The sequence below is a fragment of the Paenibacillus sp. FSL F4-0125 genome (assembly GCF_038008565.1).
GTDB lineage: Bacteria > Bacillota > Bacilli > Paenibacillales > Paenibacillaceae > Paenibacillus_AQ.
Genome location: NZ_JBBOZJ010000001.1, coordinates 1 through 17,043 on the forward strand (window position 1 = coordinate 1; position 17,043 = coordinate 17,043).

Consider the following 17,043-nt stretch of genomic DNA (forward strand, 5'->3'; position numbering starts at 1 on the left):
GTGGACAGCCATACTTCCGAATTATGGCAGCAAATTTTATCGATTATTCAAACCAAATTAAGCAAGCCGAGCTTTGATACCTGGTTTAAGGCTACCAAAGCTGTAACCTTCAACTCCCAGGTTCTCATTATTTCGGCACCTACAACGTTCGCAGTAGAATGGCTGGAAAGTCGCTACACCAAACTAGTAGGAGCTACGGTCTACGAAGTTACAGGGAAACAAGTGGATGTAAAATTCGTCATTGAAGAAAGCAAGCCGCCTGAGCTTGTGGTTCAACAATCGGCTCCCACTCCCGTAGTATCACGAGAAGAAGCGCAAACGCATCTACTCAATCCCAAGTACACCTTTGACACTTTTGTAATTGGCTCTGGCAACCGTTTTGCGCATGCAGCCTCACTGGCAGTAGCCGAGGCACCCGCCAAAGCATACAATCCCTTGTTTTTATACGGTGGTGTAGGACTGGGCAAAACCCATTTAATGCACGCCATTGGGCACTATGTTCTGGAACATAACCCAAATAACAAGGTTATTTACATCTCTTCAGAGAAATTCACGAATGAATTTATCAATTCAATCCGTGATAACCGCGGTGAAAGCTTCCGCAATAAGTATCGTAACGTTGACATTTTGCTTATTGACGATATTCAATTCCTCGCTGGAAAAGAGTCCACGCAGGAGGAGTTTTTCCATACGTTCAATGCGCTCCACGAAGAACGCAAGCAAATTATCATCTCCAGCGACCGACCGCCAAAGGAAATTCCCACACTGGAAGAACGCCTACGTTCCCGGTTTGAATGGGGCTTGATTACGGATATTCAACCACCTGATCTAGAAACCCGAATTGCGATTTTGCGCAAAAAGGCGAAGGCAGAGAACCTTGATATCCCTAATGAGGCCATGATGTATATTGCTAACCAGATTGACACCAATATTCGTGAACTCGAGGGTGCATTAATCCGGGTTGTTGCTTACTCATCGCTAACCAACCAGGATGTAACCACTCATTTGGCAGCTGAAGCACTCAAGGATATTATTCCTTCAAGCCGGCCTAAGATGATTACCATCGCTGATATTCAGCAAAAAGTCGGTGAATACTACAATTTACGCCTTGAAGACTTCAAAGCACGAAAACGTACGAAAGCCGTAGCATTTCCACGTCAAATCGCAATGTATCTCTCCCGTGAACTAACGGATTATTCGCTTCCTAAGATTGGCGAGGCATTCGGTGGACGTGACCATACGACCGTAATTCATGCGCATGATAAAATTACACAGTCATTAAAGGTCGATCAGGAGTTGTACAAAGTGGTAAATAATCTTGCGGAGAAAATTAAAAATCCTTCCTAAGAGGAACAAAGAGCCTATACACAATCTATACACATGTGGGTAGGCTTAATTTTATGCTATTTGATAGGGTTATCCACATATTAGACGCCCCTACTACTAATACTATTAAATAACTATAATAATTCATCATGTAAAGACGCGTAATAAAGATCAGCAAATACAACGAAATCCCCAATTTTTCAGCTAGGAGTGAAATCATGAAAATAAGCATTCTTAAAAACGAGCTCAACGAATCCATTCAACACGTATCCAAAGCTATCTCCAGTAGAACAACGATCCCAATTCTGACCGGTATTAAGCTGGAAGTTAGCCATCAAGGCGTCACACTAACTGCAAGCGACACCGATATTTCCATCCAATCGTTTATTCCAGCAGAGAATGACAGCCATACGATCGTGAAGATAGACCAGCCAGGAAGTGTAGTTCTTCCCGCTAAGTTTTTCGTCGAGATTATTAAGAAGCTGCCCTCCAAAGAGATTCACATGGAAGTTAAAGAAGGGTTCCAAACGTATATTTCTTCTGGATCCACGGAGATTCAGATCGTAGGTTTAGACCCTGAAGAATTCCCGGTGTTACCGAGTATTGAGGAGAACGATACTATCTCCCTGCCAGGTGATTTGCTGAAAAATATGATTAAACAAACCGCTTTTTCTATTTCTACCCAAGAGACAACTCCGATTTTAACAGGTATACTGTGGAATCTGGCTGATAATGAGTTTAAGTTTACAGCGACAGACCGTCACCGCTTAGCTACAAGAGCAGCAAGACTAGAAGGTACGGAGAATGTCCAATTTGCAAATATCGTAATCGCCGGTAAAACCCTTAATGAGCTAAGTAAAATTATCCCTGATCAAAATATGCTCGTTGATATTGTGGTTGCGGACAATCAAGTTCTCTTTAAAATCGACAAAGTACTGTTCTATTCACGGATCCTTGATGGAATTTATCCGGATACTTCTAGAATTATTCCAACAACCTACAAAACAGAACTAACTTTGGACACAAAAAAATTAAGCGAATCAATTGATCGCGCTTATTTGCTGTCCCGTGAAGAAAAAACCAATATTGTTCGCATGCAGACGCTTGAGCAAGGCGGCATTGAAATTTCTTCTAGCTCTTCTGAGCTTGGTAAAGTTCGTGAGGAACTTGAAGTCATCGATTTCAAAGGTGAACCGCTCAAAATATCCTTCAACTCCAAATATATGCTCGATGTCTTAAAAGTTATTGAGAGTGAGCAGCTTGTCATAGCATTTACAGGGATGATGAGTCCGATCATTTTGAAGCCACTTGACCAAACGAATAGCTTGTATATCATTTTGCCTTACCGTACAACAAATTAATGCCAACATTCATGAACATGTGGATAAGTGGCTGAAAGGATAAAAACCATGAAAAAAATACTTATCCACAGTGGATATATCAAGCTGGATCAATTCCTGAAACTTTCTGATTGTGTATCCACAGGTGGAATGGCTAAAGCTTTACTGCAAGAAGGACATGTACTGGTTAACGGAGAAGTAGAGGAACGACGTGGAAGAAAGCTGTATCCGGGTGACCAAATTGAAGTGCAGGATAACGGCACCTTTCAGGTTGAAGGTGGAGGAGTTAAAGAGGAGTAGGCTAGGGGAGGAACCATTTCGTGTTTGTTAAAAATATCGGTCTGCAGCATTATCGAAATTACGGGCTGCTGCGTCTGGAGAGCCTGGGCGATGTCAATCTGATTCTGGGTCAGAACGCCCAAGGCAAAACAAACCTCATGGAGGCATTGTTCGTCCTGGCGATGACCAAAAGCCACCGCACCTCGAAAGATCGCGAACTTATTTCATTCGATGCCCCTGGAGACGCTGCTCAGATCATTGCCGAGGTAGAACGTAAGTACGGCGATCTCAAGCTAGAGCTCACCCTTTCTGCCAAAGGTAAAAAAGCTAAGATTAACGGTTTAGAACAACGGCGCCTTAGTGAGTTTGTAGGATCACTCAATGTGGTCATGTTTGCACCGGAAGACTTAGAAATCGTAAAAGGCACACCTGGCATCAGACGGCGTTTTCTCGATATGGAGATTGGCCAAGTCCAGCCCAGTTATCTATTTCACCTCCAGCAGTATCAAAAGATTCTCTTACAAAGGGGCAATTTGCTGAAGCAGTTGTGGGGCAAAGAGGCAGCGGGAAAAGACCTTTTGGAAATCTGGGATGCTCAACTTGTGGAGCACGGTGTTAAAATCGTAAAAAAAAGGAAACAATTCATAAAGAAGCTGCAAATATGGGCTGAAAGCATACACCGGGGGATTACGAACGGCGGAGAAGAACTGAAATTGCTCTATGTCCCCTCTTTCGGCGATCGGGATGAGGAAGATGAAGCTGTCTTATTAGACAATTTTATGTTAAAGTTATCACAAACGAGAGAACAAGAAATCAGGCGCGGCATGACGCTGACGGGTCCCCATCGGGATGACCTGTCCTTTTTTATCAACGGAAGGGAAGCTCAGGTCTACGGTTCTCAGGGACAGCAGCGTACCACGGCTTTATCGCTCAAGCTGGCGGAAATCGAGCTGATCCATGAAGAAATCGGAGAATATCCTGTGCTGCTTCTTGATGATGTTTTATCCGAGCTTGATCCTTACCGACAGACCCAGCTTATTGAAACCTTTCAAAGCAAGGTACAGACATTCATTACCGCTACCGGAATTGAGGGTCTGAATGCCGATAAATTAAAAGGCGCCAGCCTATATCATGTTCATGATGGAAAAGTGGAGTTATAAAGAGCGGAGGAAGATCATGTATATTCATTTGGGCGGGGAGAAGATTATTCGCTCTTCGGAGTTAATTGCAATATTTGATATTTCAATTGAGAAATCTTCCAAGGTGTCTAAGCAATTCGTCATTCACTCTGAGCAGGACAAGAAGCTTGAGCGGATTGGTGAAGAGGAAGCAAAATCTATTGTCGTAACTAAAAATATCGTGTATTACTCCCCCATTTCCTCCTCCACTCTCAAAAAAAGAGCCAAAATTTTGCTCGAGATATAACTTGCGTTTAGTAACAAAGAGATAATCTGAAAGAAGTAGGTGAAGGCATGTCAATGAATCAACCGACATATGATGAGAGCCAGATTCAGGTACTAGAAGGGCTAGAAGCTGTCCGGAAACGTCCGGGCATGTATATTGGTTCCACTAGTTCTAAAGGTCTCCATCACTTGGTGTGGGAGGTCGTAGATAATAGTATCGATGAAGCCCTAGCAGGTTATTGTGACCGGATTCAAGTGATTATTCATGAGGATAACGGGATTACTGTTATCGATAATGGACGTGGCATACCTGTAGGTGAAAATGAAAAACTTAAAAAGTCGACGCTTGAAGTTGTAATGACAGTACTGCATGCAGGCGGTAAATTCGGCGGCGGCGGATATAAAGTATCAGGCGGCTTACACGGTGTGGGTATCTCCGTAGTAAATGCCTTGTCTGAGAAGGTTGTTGTTAATGTTAAGCGTGATGGGCATGTTTATCAGCAGGAATACAGACGTGGTGCACCACAGTATGAGATCAAGGTTGTTGGAGATACGGACGAGACAGGTACGACTACAACTTTTCATCCAGACCCTGAAATCTTTACTGAAACCACAGTCTTTGAATATGCGACATTGCTTACACGTATTCGTGAGCTAGCTTTTCTTAACAAAGGAATCGAGCTTTCACTGCATGATGAGCGCACCGATGTTACCAACGTGTTCAAATACGAGGGTGGTATCGTTGAATATGTGAAATATTTGAATGAGAAAAAAGAAGCGCTGCACGAGGAACCAATCTACGTGGAAGGCTCACGAGATATGATCCAGGTTGAAGTAGCTCTCCAATACAATGATTCGTATACAGAGAACATCTACTCTTTTGCGAATAATATTAATACTCATGAGGGCGGAACGCATGAATCCGGCTTCAAAAGTGCGCTAACACGTATCATCAACGATTATGCCCGTAAAGCGGGTGTGCTGAAGGATGGTAATTCAAATCTGACTGGTGACGACGTGCGTGAAGGATTGACAGCGATTATTTCTGTCAAAATTCCAGAGCCTCAGTTCGAAGGTCAAACGAAGACTAAGCTCGGAAATAGTGAAGTACGCGGAATTGTAGAATCACTGTTCGGAGAGAAATTGCAGGAGTTCCTGGAAGAGAATCCAGCAGTATCTCGCCGTGTCCTTGAAAAGTCGCTTTCAGCTTCACGTGCACGAGAAGCCGCTCGTAAGGCTCGTGAGTTAACACGCCGTAAGAGTGCGCTTGAAGTCAGTGCACTACCTGGTAAACTTGCAGACTGTTCATCCAAGGATGCGTCTATCAGCGAATTGTATATCGTCGAAGGTGACTCTGCGGGGGGATCGGCTAAGCAAGGTCGGGATCGTCATTTCCAAGCGATTCTACCACTACGTGGTAAGATCCTAAACGTAGAAAAAGCTCGCTTAGACCGTATTCTATCCAACGCGGAAATCCGGGCGATCATTACGGCTCTGGGTACAGGGATCAGCGATGATTTTGACCTATCAAAGGCTCGTTACCATAAAGTCGTTATTATGACGGATGCCGACGTCGATGGAGCTCATATTAGAACTCTATTGTTAACATTCTTCTACCGTTACATGCGGAAGCTAGTAGATGCAGGTTATATCTATATTGCACAACCGCCATTGTTCAAGATAGAGCGCAACAAAGTGATCCGTTATGCAGGAAGCGAGAAGGAACGCGATGAGATTATCGCTTCTTTTGGAGAAAATGTTAAAGTCAATGTCCAGCGCTATAAAGGTTTGGGTGAAATGAATGCTACCCAGCTGTGGGACACGACGATGGATCCTGAGGCGCGTATGATGTTACAAGTAACGATTGAAGATGCGATGCTCGCTGATAGTATTTTTGATACGCTGATGGGCGATAATGTTGAACCAAGACGTGATTTTATCCATGAGCATGCGAAAGACGTCAGATATCTTGATGTGTAAGAATAAAATATAAGGATAATGTATAACGTGAAACTTATACTTACTTATATTTTTAACAAAACCTCCGGCTTCTGTTCCTAATGGAATTAGAATGCTGGAGGTTTTTTGATTTCAGAGCTGTTTTTTAGGCCTTGGTGATTTGTTTGTGGCGGGTAGTGTATGGAGATTTTCTAGCTTTTACACGCCCGTATGCTACAGCATAGCGGTGTATTTTACGATAGATAGATTTATCAGGAAATAACTTAAATATAACTATGGATGGAAGGGTGTTGACCTCAAGCAGCCACATATCCATATGCTGATCCATGGCAATATCCAGACCGATTTCTTTAATCCCTGGATAAGTAGTTTCCAATTGGCCTGCAATTTGTACGCCTAAAGATTTTAATTGATTAACGGTGGAGAGTGTTTCAGAAGGGTTCATATGACTTTTTAATAATGTATTTACTGACACAATACTGCCTCCGTTATGATAATTGGTGACAATTTTCTGAGGGGCAGCTACTCTTCCGAGCATTCCTGTCGTTTCCCATACGCCTGACGGACTTTTTTGAGCAAGAACTCGAAGGTCGAAGGGGCGGTCTTGATAACGTAGAAGGTCAATTCCCTTTTGGATCAGGTAGGTACGGTTCTGAATTCGTTTCTGTAAGGCTTCATGCAGCTCTTCGGGGGAGAAGAAAACTTCTGCCGTTTTTGCATATCTTAAAATATATAGGAGCTGTGTTTCTTGTTGTTCTATCTCCTCGTTATCGGTGGTGGCATTTTTTTCAGACTTCCGCTGGCTAGGGCTCAAAATCACCGTACGCTGCTCGGCTCTCATTACACCAATGCCAAAGCTTCCGCGGTCAGGTTTAATATAGACCATTGTATATAACACAAGCATTTCTTTAAGAACACTTAAATCGTATTTACGAGTATCTGGCACATATAGAGATAGAGATTGATTTTGAAGAATGACTTTTGTTTTTGCCCATTTACTTGGGACACGTTGAATCTTCATTATCTTCCTCCTTAACAATTTTTTACAGCGTGTGGTCTTTTGAATTCCTTTGTACAAATCTTGCTTTGGAAGCATAATCTTTGACGGCTGAAAATCAGGACAAGCTACCTAAACAATGGTATAATATAAGGATATGGGGTTTGCCTTATGAAACGATACTAGGATAATAAAACCGTGTTTCTTGTCTTTACAGTCTATGTACTAAAGACATTTGCGGAAAGGGCGAATACCCTAACCAACGCAAAAGAAATCAATATTAGAAGATAAAAGGCTATCATGTTTAATTGTGCTACTTTTGTGAAAGTAATATAATTAAGGGTAGCGGTTTTTTAACTGAAGGAGGTCCAGCAATTCATGGCTGAACAAAATAACCCACAAGTCAAAGATCGGGACATTGGCGTGGAAATGCGTGAATCCTTTATGGATTACGCAATGAGCATCATTGTTAGTCGGGCTTTGCCAGATGTGCGGGACGGACTCAAGCCGGTTCACCGACGCATTTTGTTTGCGATGTCGGAACTTGGAATGTCTGCGGATAAGCCTCATAAGAAATCGGCAAGAATCGTCGGTGAGGTTATCGGTAAGTACCACCCTCACGGTGACTCAGCCGTCTATGAAACAATGGTACGGATGGCTCAGGATTTCTCTATGCGCTATATGCTTGTGGACGGTCACGGGAACTTTGGTTCGATTGATGGTGATATGGCTGCAGCGATGCGTTATACAGAAGCCCGTCTTTCCAAGATTGCAGGCGAAATGCTTCGAGATTTGAACAAAGAAACAGTTGATTTCGCACCCAACTATGATGGTGAAGAGCATGAGCCAGTTGTATTGCCAGCTCGTTATCCGAACCTGCTCGTGAACGGGGTATCTGGTATTGCTGTAGGTATGGCTACTAATATCCCACCGCATAACCTAGGTGAAGTTATCGATGGTGTGCAGGCGATGATTAAGAATCCCGATATCACACCTATGGAATTGATGGAGTATATCCAAGGCCCTGACTTCCCTACGGCTGGATATATTTTGGGTCGTGAGGGCATTCGTCAGGCTTATCGTACGGGGCGTGGTTCCGTGACCATGCGTGCCAAGGCAACAATTGAAGAGAACAACGGTAAGGCTCGCATCATTGTACATGAGCTGCCATATCAGGTAAACAAGGCAAGACTGGTTGAAAAAATCGCAGAATTAGTACGTGAGAAACGGATCGAGGGTATAACGGATCTTCGAGATGAGTCTGACCGTAACGGTATGCGTGTAGTTGTTGAGATGAGGCGTGATGTGAATCCAAATGTTGTGTTGAACAATCTATATAAACACACATCAATGCAATCCACATTTGGGATCAACATGCTTGCCATCGTCAACAACGAGCCGAAAATTCTTAATCTGCGTGATGTGCTCTATCATTATTTGCAGCACCAGATTGAAGTTATTCGTCGTCGTACAATATTTGATCTTAAAAAAGCTGAAGCACGCGCTCATATTCTAGAGGGTCTGCGTATTGCGCTGGATCATCTGGATGAAGTGATTGCTTTAATCCGCGCTTCGCGGACAACGGATATAGCCCGTGACGGATTGATGAGCACCTTTAGCCTCAGTGTAGAGCAGGCTCAAGCAATCCTCGACATGCGGATGCAGCGTCTGACTGGTCTGGAACGGGAAAAAATCGAGAATGAATATAACGAATTGTTAGCTAAAATTGCAGAGTACCGTGAAATTTTGGCGAATGAGCATCTCGTACTGGAAATCATCAGCAACGAGTTGCAGGATATTCGTGATAGATATTCTGATGATCGCCGGACAGAGATTACGGTTGGTGAAGAAAGTATTCTCGATGAAGACCTTATTCCACGTGAAGAGGTTGTTATCACTATTACGCATACGGGATACATCAAACGTCTGCCTGTCAGCACTTACCGCAGCCAGAAGCGTGGGGGCCGCGGAGTAATGGGGATGGACACCAAGGACCAAGATTTTGTGGAGCATCTCTTCGTGAGTAACTCTCATAACTATCTGATGTTCTTTACCGATAAGGGTAAGGTGTACCGGATTAAGGCTTATGAGATCCCAGAGCTGGGTCGTACTGCACGTGGGACACCAATCATCAACCTGATTCAAATTGAACAAGGTGAGAAGATTAGTGCCGTTATCCAGGTGGAAGAGAGCGATAGTGACAAGTACTTGTTCTTTGCTACCCGCGAAGGTATCGTGAAGAAGACTCCACTTGAGGATTACAATAACATCCGCAAAGGCGGACTTATTGCTATTAATCTTCGTGAAGAGGATTCCTTGATTGAGGTTAAGCTGACAGATGGCCAGCAAAATCTTATTATCGGTACGGCACGCGGAATGTCGATTACGTTCTCAGAGAATGATGTTCGTTCTATGGGTCGTAGCGCAACTGGCGTGAAGGGTATTACACTCGATAGTAATGACCATGTCATTGGTATGGACTGTGTCGATAAGGAGCTTGAGGTTCTGATTGTTACTAGCAAGGGTTATGGTAAACGGACACCAGCCGGCGACTATCGTTCCCAGACTCGTGGCGGTAAAGGAATCAAGACCATTAATCTCACTGAGAAGAATGGACCTGTAGTTGGTCTTAAAGTTGTTAAGAACGACGAAGACTTAATGATCATTACTACAAGCGGTACCTTGATTCGTACCAGCATGGATGGAATTTCTACTATGGGTCGTTATGCGCAAGGGGTTAAGCTAATTAACATCCGCGAGGATGATGCTGTGGCTACCCTGTGCAGAGCCGATAAGAATGAAGAGGACGAAATGTCTGAAGATATAGAAGGCCTCGAGAACCAAGTAACAGTTGATGAATCTGGCGATATAGATCAGCCGGAAACAATCGCTGAAGATCAAGAGGATAACTTAGAATAGTTTATATTCAATAAAGAGCAAGGGGTTCTGTAATAGAACCCCTTGCTCTTTTTACTGTGATTAATTAATAGTTAGTTATTTTATGAAATGTAATGAGTAATTTTTAAAAGAATAGTTTTCATTGCACTAGTCGCTTCCTTTTATCCGTACTATAATTAGCCGATAGAGTATAAATCAGTATATAAAGTACTATTTTCTCAGAAATTATCTGTCATATTAGATTTGGGTAATCCTGAGCTTATTGTTATAGAAATTAAGGGGCTGAGTATATGCCAAATGTATTGGTTGGAGAAGTTAAAGCGGGCTCAAAGATAATCAAAGATGTAATTACACCTTTGGGTGGGATTTTGTTTACCAAGGGAAAAATACTACTCCCCCGTGATCTAGAAATTTTGGAAGCTTTCTTAGTTGGGCAAGTGGAGATCGAGGGTGTTCAAGGAGAGGGCAACTCTGATGCTGCCAAAAAAAACTCGAAGCAGACATCACTTAAAGCCGGAGCCATTATAAATGAATCAATGCTGATTAAGAACAATTCCCCACTACACGATGAATATGACAAAATGATCGGACTTATTAGGACAAGCTATCGTTCGGTAACGGCAGCCTCTCTTCCTATTTTTGAGTTGCGGAGTCAGTTAGAGGTACTAATTAGTCATCATTTGAAGGATTATCATGTCTTGAAGTTTTCTCCACGTACGCTAAAAGACGAGGATTACAACTATCACAATGCCGTATTGTCCGCGCTAACATCATATAAGATTGCTCAGTGGTGCGGGTACCCGCAAAAGGATTGGATGCAGATCGCTTTTGCTGGATTGCTGCATGATATCGGAAACGCAAAAGTAGATAGTTCTCTTTTACATAAGCCGGAGTCACTTAATAGTGCCGAAATAGAAGAGGTTCGCAGACATACTACATATGGCTATCAATTATTACGTAATGTCACAGCGATTAATGAAGGGGTAAGACTAACGGCATTGCAGCATCATGAGAAGGTTGATGGGTCTGGTTATCCACTTAAGTTAGAAGGTAGCCAGATTCACTTTTACGCTAAAGTAGTTGCGGTTGCAGATATATTCCATGCTATGACTTTGGAAAGAGCCTATAGAAAGGCACAGTCCCCTTATCTAGTATTAGAGCAGATTATGACAGAAAGCTTTGGTAAGCTTGACCCAGTCGTTGTACAGACCTTTATACAGAAGAGCACTGATTTATTTAATGGAACCAGAATACGTTTGAGCGATGGGCGTCACGGGGAGATCATATTCACTGATCGTGCGAATCCTACACGTCCTATGATTAAGGTAGAGGGTACAATTGTTAACTTAATGTTGGAGCGGGATCTATATATTCAAGAGATTATTGCTTAGTGTAGTAAGTATTGAGAGACTTCAGAGCTGAGGCTGTGCTGCCTAGTGCGTAAGAGTATATTTAGGATCATTGGTAGCACAGTCTCTTATTTATAGATTATATTAAAAAAAAGTGTTGCAATCAATCTCTATACATGATATATTCTAAGTCCGGCCAAGAAATACACATGCCGAGTTCGAAAAAGAACTTAAAAAAGAGCTTGACATTAAATAGCCGAACATGATATAGTATAAGAGTTGCTGCTGAGACATTAAACGGCGCCAACGAGAACTTGATCTTTGAAAACTGAACAACGAGTGAGTAGGAAATCACGAAAGTGAAATCCAAAACTGATGAGTTTCACAGCGTATTTTACGCTTTTGAAATTTCATCGTGAGAATTAATTTTCTCGTCAGATGTTTCAAAATGAGCATATCGCTCTTTTCAATACTAATTGGAGAGTTTGATCCTGGCTCAGGACGAACGCTGGCGGCGTGCCTAATACATGCAAGTCGAGCGGAGTCATTTTGAAAGCTTGCTTTCAAAATGACTTAGCGGCGGACGGGTGAGTAACACGTAGGCAACCTGCCCCTTAGGCTGGGATAACTACCGGAAACGGTAGCTAATACCGGATAATTTCTTTCTTCTCCTGAAGAAAGAATGAAAGACGGAGCAATCTGTCACTGAGGGATGGGCCTGCGGCGCATTAGCTAGTTGGTGGGGTAACGGCCCACCAAGGCGACGATGCGTAGCCGACCTGAGAGGGTGAACGGCCACACTGGGACTGAGACACGGCCCAGACTCCTACGGGAGGCAGCAGTAGGGAATCTTCCGCAATGGACGAAAGTCTGACGGAGCAACGCCGCGTGAGTGATGAAGGTTTTCGGATCGTAAAGCTCTGTTGCCAGGGAAGAACGTCCGGTAGAGTAACTGCTACCGGAGTGACGGTACCTGAGAAGAAAGCCCCGGCTAACTACGTGCCAGCAGCCGCGGTAATACGTAGGGGGCAAGCGTTGTCCGGAATTATTGGGCGTAAAGCGCGCGCAGGCGGTCATTTAAGTCTGGTGTTTAAACCTTGGGCTCAACCTAAGGTCGCACTGGAAACTGGGTGACTTGAGTACAGAAGAGGAAAGTGGAATTCCACGTGTAGCGGTGAAATGCGTAGATATGTGGAGGAACACCAGTGGCGAAGGCGACTTTCTGGGCTGTAACTGACGCTGAGGCGCGAAAGCGTGGGGAGCAAACAGGATTAGATACCCTGGTAGTCCACGCCGTAAACGATGAGTGCTAGGTGTTAGGGGTTTCGATACCCTTGGTGCCGAAGTTAACACAGTAAGCACTCCGCCTGGGGAGTACGGTCGCAAGACTGAAACTCAAAGGAATTGACGGGGACCCGCACAAGCAGTGGAGTATGTGGTTTAATTCGAAGCAACGCGAAGAACCTTACCAGGTCTTGACATCCCTCTGAATCTGCTAGAGATAGCAGCGGCCTTCGGGACAGAGGAGACAGGTGGTGCATGGTTGTCGTCAGCTCGTGTCGTGAGATGTTGGGTTAAGTCCCGCAACGAGCGCAACCCTTAACTTTAGTTGCCAGCAAGTAATGTTGGGCACTCTAGAGTGACTGCCGGTGACAAACCGGAGGAAGGTGGGGATGACGTCAAATCATCATGCCCCTTATGACCTGGGCTACACACGTACTACAATGGCCGGTACAACGGGAAGCGAAGCCGCGAGGTGGAGCCAATCCCATCAAAGCCGGTCTCAGTTCGGATTGCAGGCTGCAACTCGCCTGCATGAAGTCGGAATTGCTAGTAATCGCGGATCAGCATGCCGCGGTGAATACGTTCCCGGGTCTTGTACACACCGCCCGTCACACCACGAGAGTTTACAACACCCGAAGTCGGTGGGGTAACCCGCAAGGGAGCCAGCCGCCGAAGGTGGGGTAGATGATTGGGGTGAAGTCGTAACAAGGTAGCCGTATCGGAAGGTGCGGCTGGATCACCTCCTTTCTATGGAGAATCGTCTTCGGAAGTGGAGACATTCAAATCGGAAGCTAAGCTTCCAAAACTCAGGTTTAGGCCTGTTACTCACTCGTTGCTCAGTTTTGAGAGTTTAAGCTCTCAGGTAAGACTTGATCCTTGAAAACTGGATACCGAAACGAATTTGCGTTTTAGAACATCTTTTAGCAACTTGTGTAAAACAAGTAAATGTTATTAGTGAAATGATTCCAAGAGAGATATCGTATGATATTTTCCTGCGGAAAAATCAAGGTTAAGCTAATAAGAGCACACGGAGGATGCCTAGGCGCCAGGAGCCGACGAAGGACGTGGCGAACAACGAAACTGCCTCGGGGAGCTGTAAGCAAGCTTTGATCCGGGGGTGTCCGAATGGGGAAACCCAGCTGTGGTAATTCGCAGTTACTCATACCTGAATACATAGGGTATGTAGAGGCAGACCAGGGGAACTGAAACATCTAAGTACCCTGAGGAAGAGAAAACAATAGTGATTCCGTCAGTAGCGGCGAGCGAACGCGGAACAGCCTAAACCTAAGAGCTTGCTCTTAGGGGTTGTGGGACGTCTCACATGGAGTTACAAAGGAATATGGTAGGCGAAGAGGTCTGGAAAGGCCCGCGATAGAGGTAAAAGCCCTGTAGCCTAAACTGTGTTCTCTCCGAGACGGATCCCGAGTAGTGCGGGGCACGTGAAACCCCGTATGAATCCAGCAGGACCATCTGCTAAGGCTAAATACTACCTGGCGACCGATAGTGAAACAGTACCGTGAGGGAAAGGTGAAAAGCACCCCGGAAGGGGAGTGAAATAGAACCTGAAACCGTGTGCTTACAAAAAGTCAGAGCCCTATTAATGGGTGATGGCGTGCCTTTTGTAGAATGAACCGGCGAGTTACGTTTAACATGCAAGGTTAAGTCGAGAAGACGGAGCCGCAGCGAAAGCGAGTCTGAATAGGGCGATTGAGTATGTGGACGTAGACCCGAAACCGTGTGATCTACCCCTGTCCAGGGTGAAGGTGCGGTAACACGCACTGGAGGCCCGAACCCACGCACGTTGAAAAGTGCGGGGATGAGGTGGGGGTAGCGGAGAAATTCCAATCGAACTCGGAGATAGCTGGTTCTCCCCGAAATAGCTTTAGGGCTAGCCTCGGTATAAGAGTAGTGGAGGTAGAGCACTGATTGGGTGCGGGGTCCGCAAGGATTACCAAGCTCAGTCAAACTCCGAATGCCATATACTTATTGCCGGGAGTCAGACAGTGAGTGCTAAGATCCATTGTCAAAAGGGAAACAGCCCAGACCATCAGCTAAGGTCCCCAAGTGTGTGTTAAGTGGGAAAGGATGTGGAGTTGCACAGACAACCAGGATGTTGGCTTAGAAGCAGCCACCATTGAAAGAGTGCGTAATAGCTCACTGGTCGAGTGACTCTGCGCCGAAAATGTAACGGGGCTAAACACACCACCGAAGCTATGGCTAGATACGTATGTATCTGGGGTAGGGGAGCGTTGTATGTGGGTTGAAGGTGTACCGTAAGGAGCGCTGGACAGCATACAAGTGAGAATGCCGGTATGAGTAACGAAAAGATCAGTGAGAATCTGATCCGCCGAAAGCCCAAGGTTTCCTGAGGAAGGCTCGTCCGCTCAGGGTAAGTCGGGACCTAAGGCGAGGCCGAAAGGCGTAGTCGAAGGACAACAGTTTGAAATTACTGTACCACCGTAATCCGCTATGAGCGATGGGGTGACGCAGGAGGGTAGTGACGCGGACTGATGGATATGTCCGTCTAAGCAGTGAGGCTGATGTGTAGGCAAATCCGCACATCGTTAAGGCTGGGCTGTGATGGGGAGCGAAAATTATAGTAGCGAAGGTCATGATCTCACACTGCCAAGAAAAGCCTCTAGCCAGGAGAAGGTGCCCGTACCGCAAACCGACACAGGTAGGCGAGAAGAGAATTCTAAGGCGCGCGGAAGAACTCTCGTTAAGGAACTCGGCAAAATGACCCCGTAACTTCGGGAGAAGGGGTGCCCCGGTAGTGTGAATAGCACGAGGGGGCCGCAGTGAAAAGGCCCAAGCGACTGTTTAGCAAAAACACAGGTCTGTGCGAAGCCGCAAGGCGAAGTATACGGGCTGACGCCTGCCCGGTGCTGGAAGGTTAAGGGGAGTGGTTAGGGGTAACCCGAAGCTATGAACCGAAGCCCCAGTAAACGGCGGCCGTAACTATAACGGTCCTAAGGTAGCGAAATTCCTTGTCAGGTAAATTCTGACCCGCACGAATGGCGTAACGACTTGGGCGCTGTCTCAACGAGAGATCCGGTGAAATTTTAATACCTGTGAAGATGCAGGTTACCCGCGACAAGACGGAAAGACCCCATGGAGCTTTACTGCAGCTTGATATTGAATTTGGGTACGATCTGTACAGGATAGGTGGGAGCCGTAGAAATCGGAGCGCAAGCTTCGGTGGAGGCGCCGTTGGGATACCACCCTGATCGTATCTAGGTTCTAACCTAGTGCCCTAATCGGGTACGGGGACCGTGTCAGGCGGGCAGTTTGACTGGGGCGGTCGCCTCCTAAAGAGTAACGGAGGCGTTCCAAGGTTCCCTCAGAATGGTTGGAAATCATTCGAAGAGTGCAAAGGCATAAGGGAGCTTGACTGCGAGACCTACAAGTCGAGCAGGGACGAAAGTCGGACTTAGTGATCCGGTGGTACCGCATGGAAGGGCCATCGCTCAACGGATAAAAGCTACCCTGGGGATAACAGGCTTATCTCCCCCAAGAGTCCACATCGACGGGGAGGTTTGGCACCTCGATGTCGGCTCATCGCATCCTGGGGCTGAAGTAGGTCCCAAGGGTTGGGCTGTTCGCCCATTAAAGCGGTACGCGAGCTGGGTTCAGAACGTCGTGAGACAGTTCGGTCCCTATCTGTCGTGGGCGCAGGAAATTTGAGAGGAGCTGTCCTTAGTACGAGAGGACCGGGATGGACGTACCGCTGGTGCACCAGTTGTTTCGCCAGAAGCATGGCTGGGTAGCTACGTACGGACGGGATAAGCGCTGAAAGCATCTAAGCGTGAAGCCCCCCTCAAGATGAGATTTCCCAATTAGTAAGACCCCTTGAAGACGACGAGGTAGATAGGTTGGAGGTGGAAGTGCAGTAATGCATGGAGCTGACCAATACTAATCGGTCGAGGGCTTATCCTATACTTAAAACGCAAATTCAATTCGGATTCAGTTTTCAGGCGATCAAGCCTGTAACCAATAAGCTGCATGTCCTTTATAAGGGCTGATATTTTCTCGCAGTGATTTCGAGAAGCGAAAGCTTCGAAAAATCATGTTTGGTGGCGATAGCGGAGGGGTTCCACGCGTACCCATCCCGAACACGACCGTTAAGCCCTCCAGCGCCGATGGTACTTGGACCGAAGGGTCCTGGGAGAGTAGGACGTTGCCAAGCACGCAAGACCACTGTTGAGTCA

At 45.6% G+C, this 17,043-nt stretch carries 9 protein-coding genes and 3 rRNA genes; 11 read left to right on the forward strand and 1 reads right to left on the reverse strand.

Going from position 1 to position 17,043, the window contains the following annotated elements; translation table 11 throughout:
- The 6 genes from dnaA (at window position 1) to gyrB (ending at window position 6,328) form a co-directional block, all read left to right on the forward strand.
- Entirely contained in the window at window positions 1-1,347 is a 1,347-nt protein-coding gene (gene dnaA, locus NST74_RS00005) for a chromosomal replication initiator protein DnaA (protein WP_042123043.1), read from the forward strand.
- A gap of 197 nt (window positions 1,348-1,544) precedes the next feature.
- Complete coding sequence (gene dnaN, locus NST74_RS00010) at window positions 1,545-2,687, forward strand: DNA polymerase III subunit beta (protein ID WP_042123045.1); 1,143 nt, start codon at window positions 1,545-1,547, stop codon at window positions 2,685-2,687.
- A gap of 48 nt (window positions 2,688-2,735) precedes the next feature.
- Complete coding sequence (gene yaaA, locus NST74_RS00015) at window positions 2,736-2,966, forward strand: S4 domain-containing protein YaaA (protein WP_042123047.1); 231 nt, start codon at window positions 2,736-2,738, stop codon at window positions 2,964-2,966.
- 20 nt (window positions 2,967-2,986) lie between these two features.
- Window positions 2,987-4,105, forward strand: coding sequence for a DNA replication/repair protein RecF (recF, locus tag NST74_RS00020; protein WP_042123050.1), 1,119 nt, complete (start codon window positions 2,987-2,989; stop codon window positions 4,103-4,105).
- Between the two features lie 16 nt (window positions 4,106-4,121).
- Window positions 4,122-4,370: an extracellular matrix regulator RemB gene (remB, locus tag NST74_RS00025; protein ID WP_036677731.1), complete on the forward strand. Its 249-nt coding sequence runs from the start codon at window positions 4,122-4,124 to the stop codon at window positions 4,368-4,370.
- A gap of 47 nt (window positions 4,371-4,417) precedes the next feature.
- A complete protein-coding gene (gene gyrB / locus NST74_RS00030; protein ID WP_042123053.1) occupies window positions 4,418-6,328 on the forward strand; it encodes a DNA topoisomerase (ATP-hydrolyzing) subunit B in 1,911 nt (636 codons plus the stop codon).
- A gap of 124 nt (window positions 6,329-6,452) precedes the next feature.
- Here the strand turns inward: gyrB and NST74_RS00035 are convergent, their stop codons facing one another.
- Entirely contained in the window at window positions 6,453-7,328 is an 876-nt protein-coding gene (locus tag NST74_RS00035) for a YheC/YheD family protein (protein ID WP_341109937.1), read from the reverse strand.
- A 354-nt stretch (window positions 7,329-7,682) separates the two neighbouring features.
- Here NST74_RS00035 and gyrA point away from each other — a divergent pair, with 354 nt between their 5' ends.
- The 5 genes from gyrA to rrf all read left to right on the forward strand — a co-directional run bounded on the left by gyrA (window position 7,683) and on the right by rrf (window position 17,021).
- Entirely contained in the window at window positions 7,683-10,223 is a 2,541-nt protein-coding gene (gene gyrA, locus NST74_RS00040) for a DNA gyrase subunit A (protein WP_341109938.1), read from the forward strand.
- A gap of 269 nt (window positions 10,224-10,492) precedes the next feature.
- On the forward strand, window positions 10,493-11,593 hold the full coding sequence (locus tag NST74_RS00045) for an HD-GYP domain-containing protein (protein WP_341109939.1): 1,101 nt from the start codon (window positions 10,493-10,495) through the stop codon (window positions 11,591-11,593).
- A gap of 431 nt (window positions 11,594-12,024) precedes the next feature.
- A 16S ribosomal RNA gene (locus NST74_RS00050) occupies window positions 12,025-13,582 on the forward strand.
- Between the two features lie 260 nt (window positions 13,583-13,842).
- Window positions 13,843-16,771 (forward strand): 23S ribosomal RNA (locus tag NST74_RS00055).
- A 133-nt stretch (window positions 16,772-16,904) separates the two neighbouring features.
- Window positions 16,905-17,021, forward strand: a 5S ribosomal RNA gene (gene rrf, locus NST74_RS00060).
- Together the 16S, 23S and 5S rRNA genes form the textbook arrangement of a ribosomal RNA operon.
- Window positions 17,022-17,043: the final 22 nt, after the last annotated feature.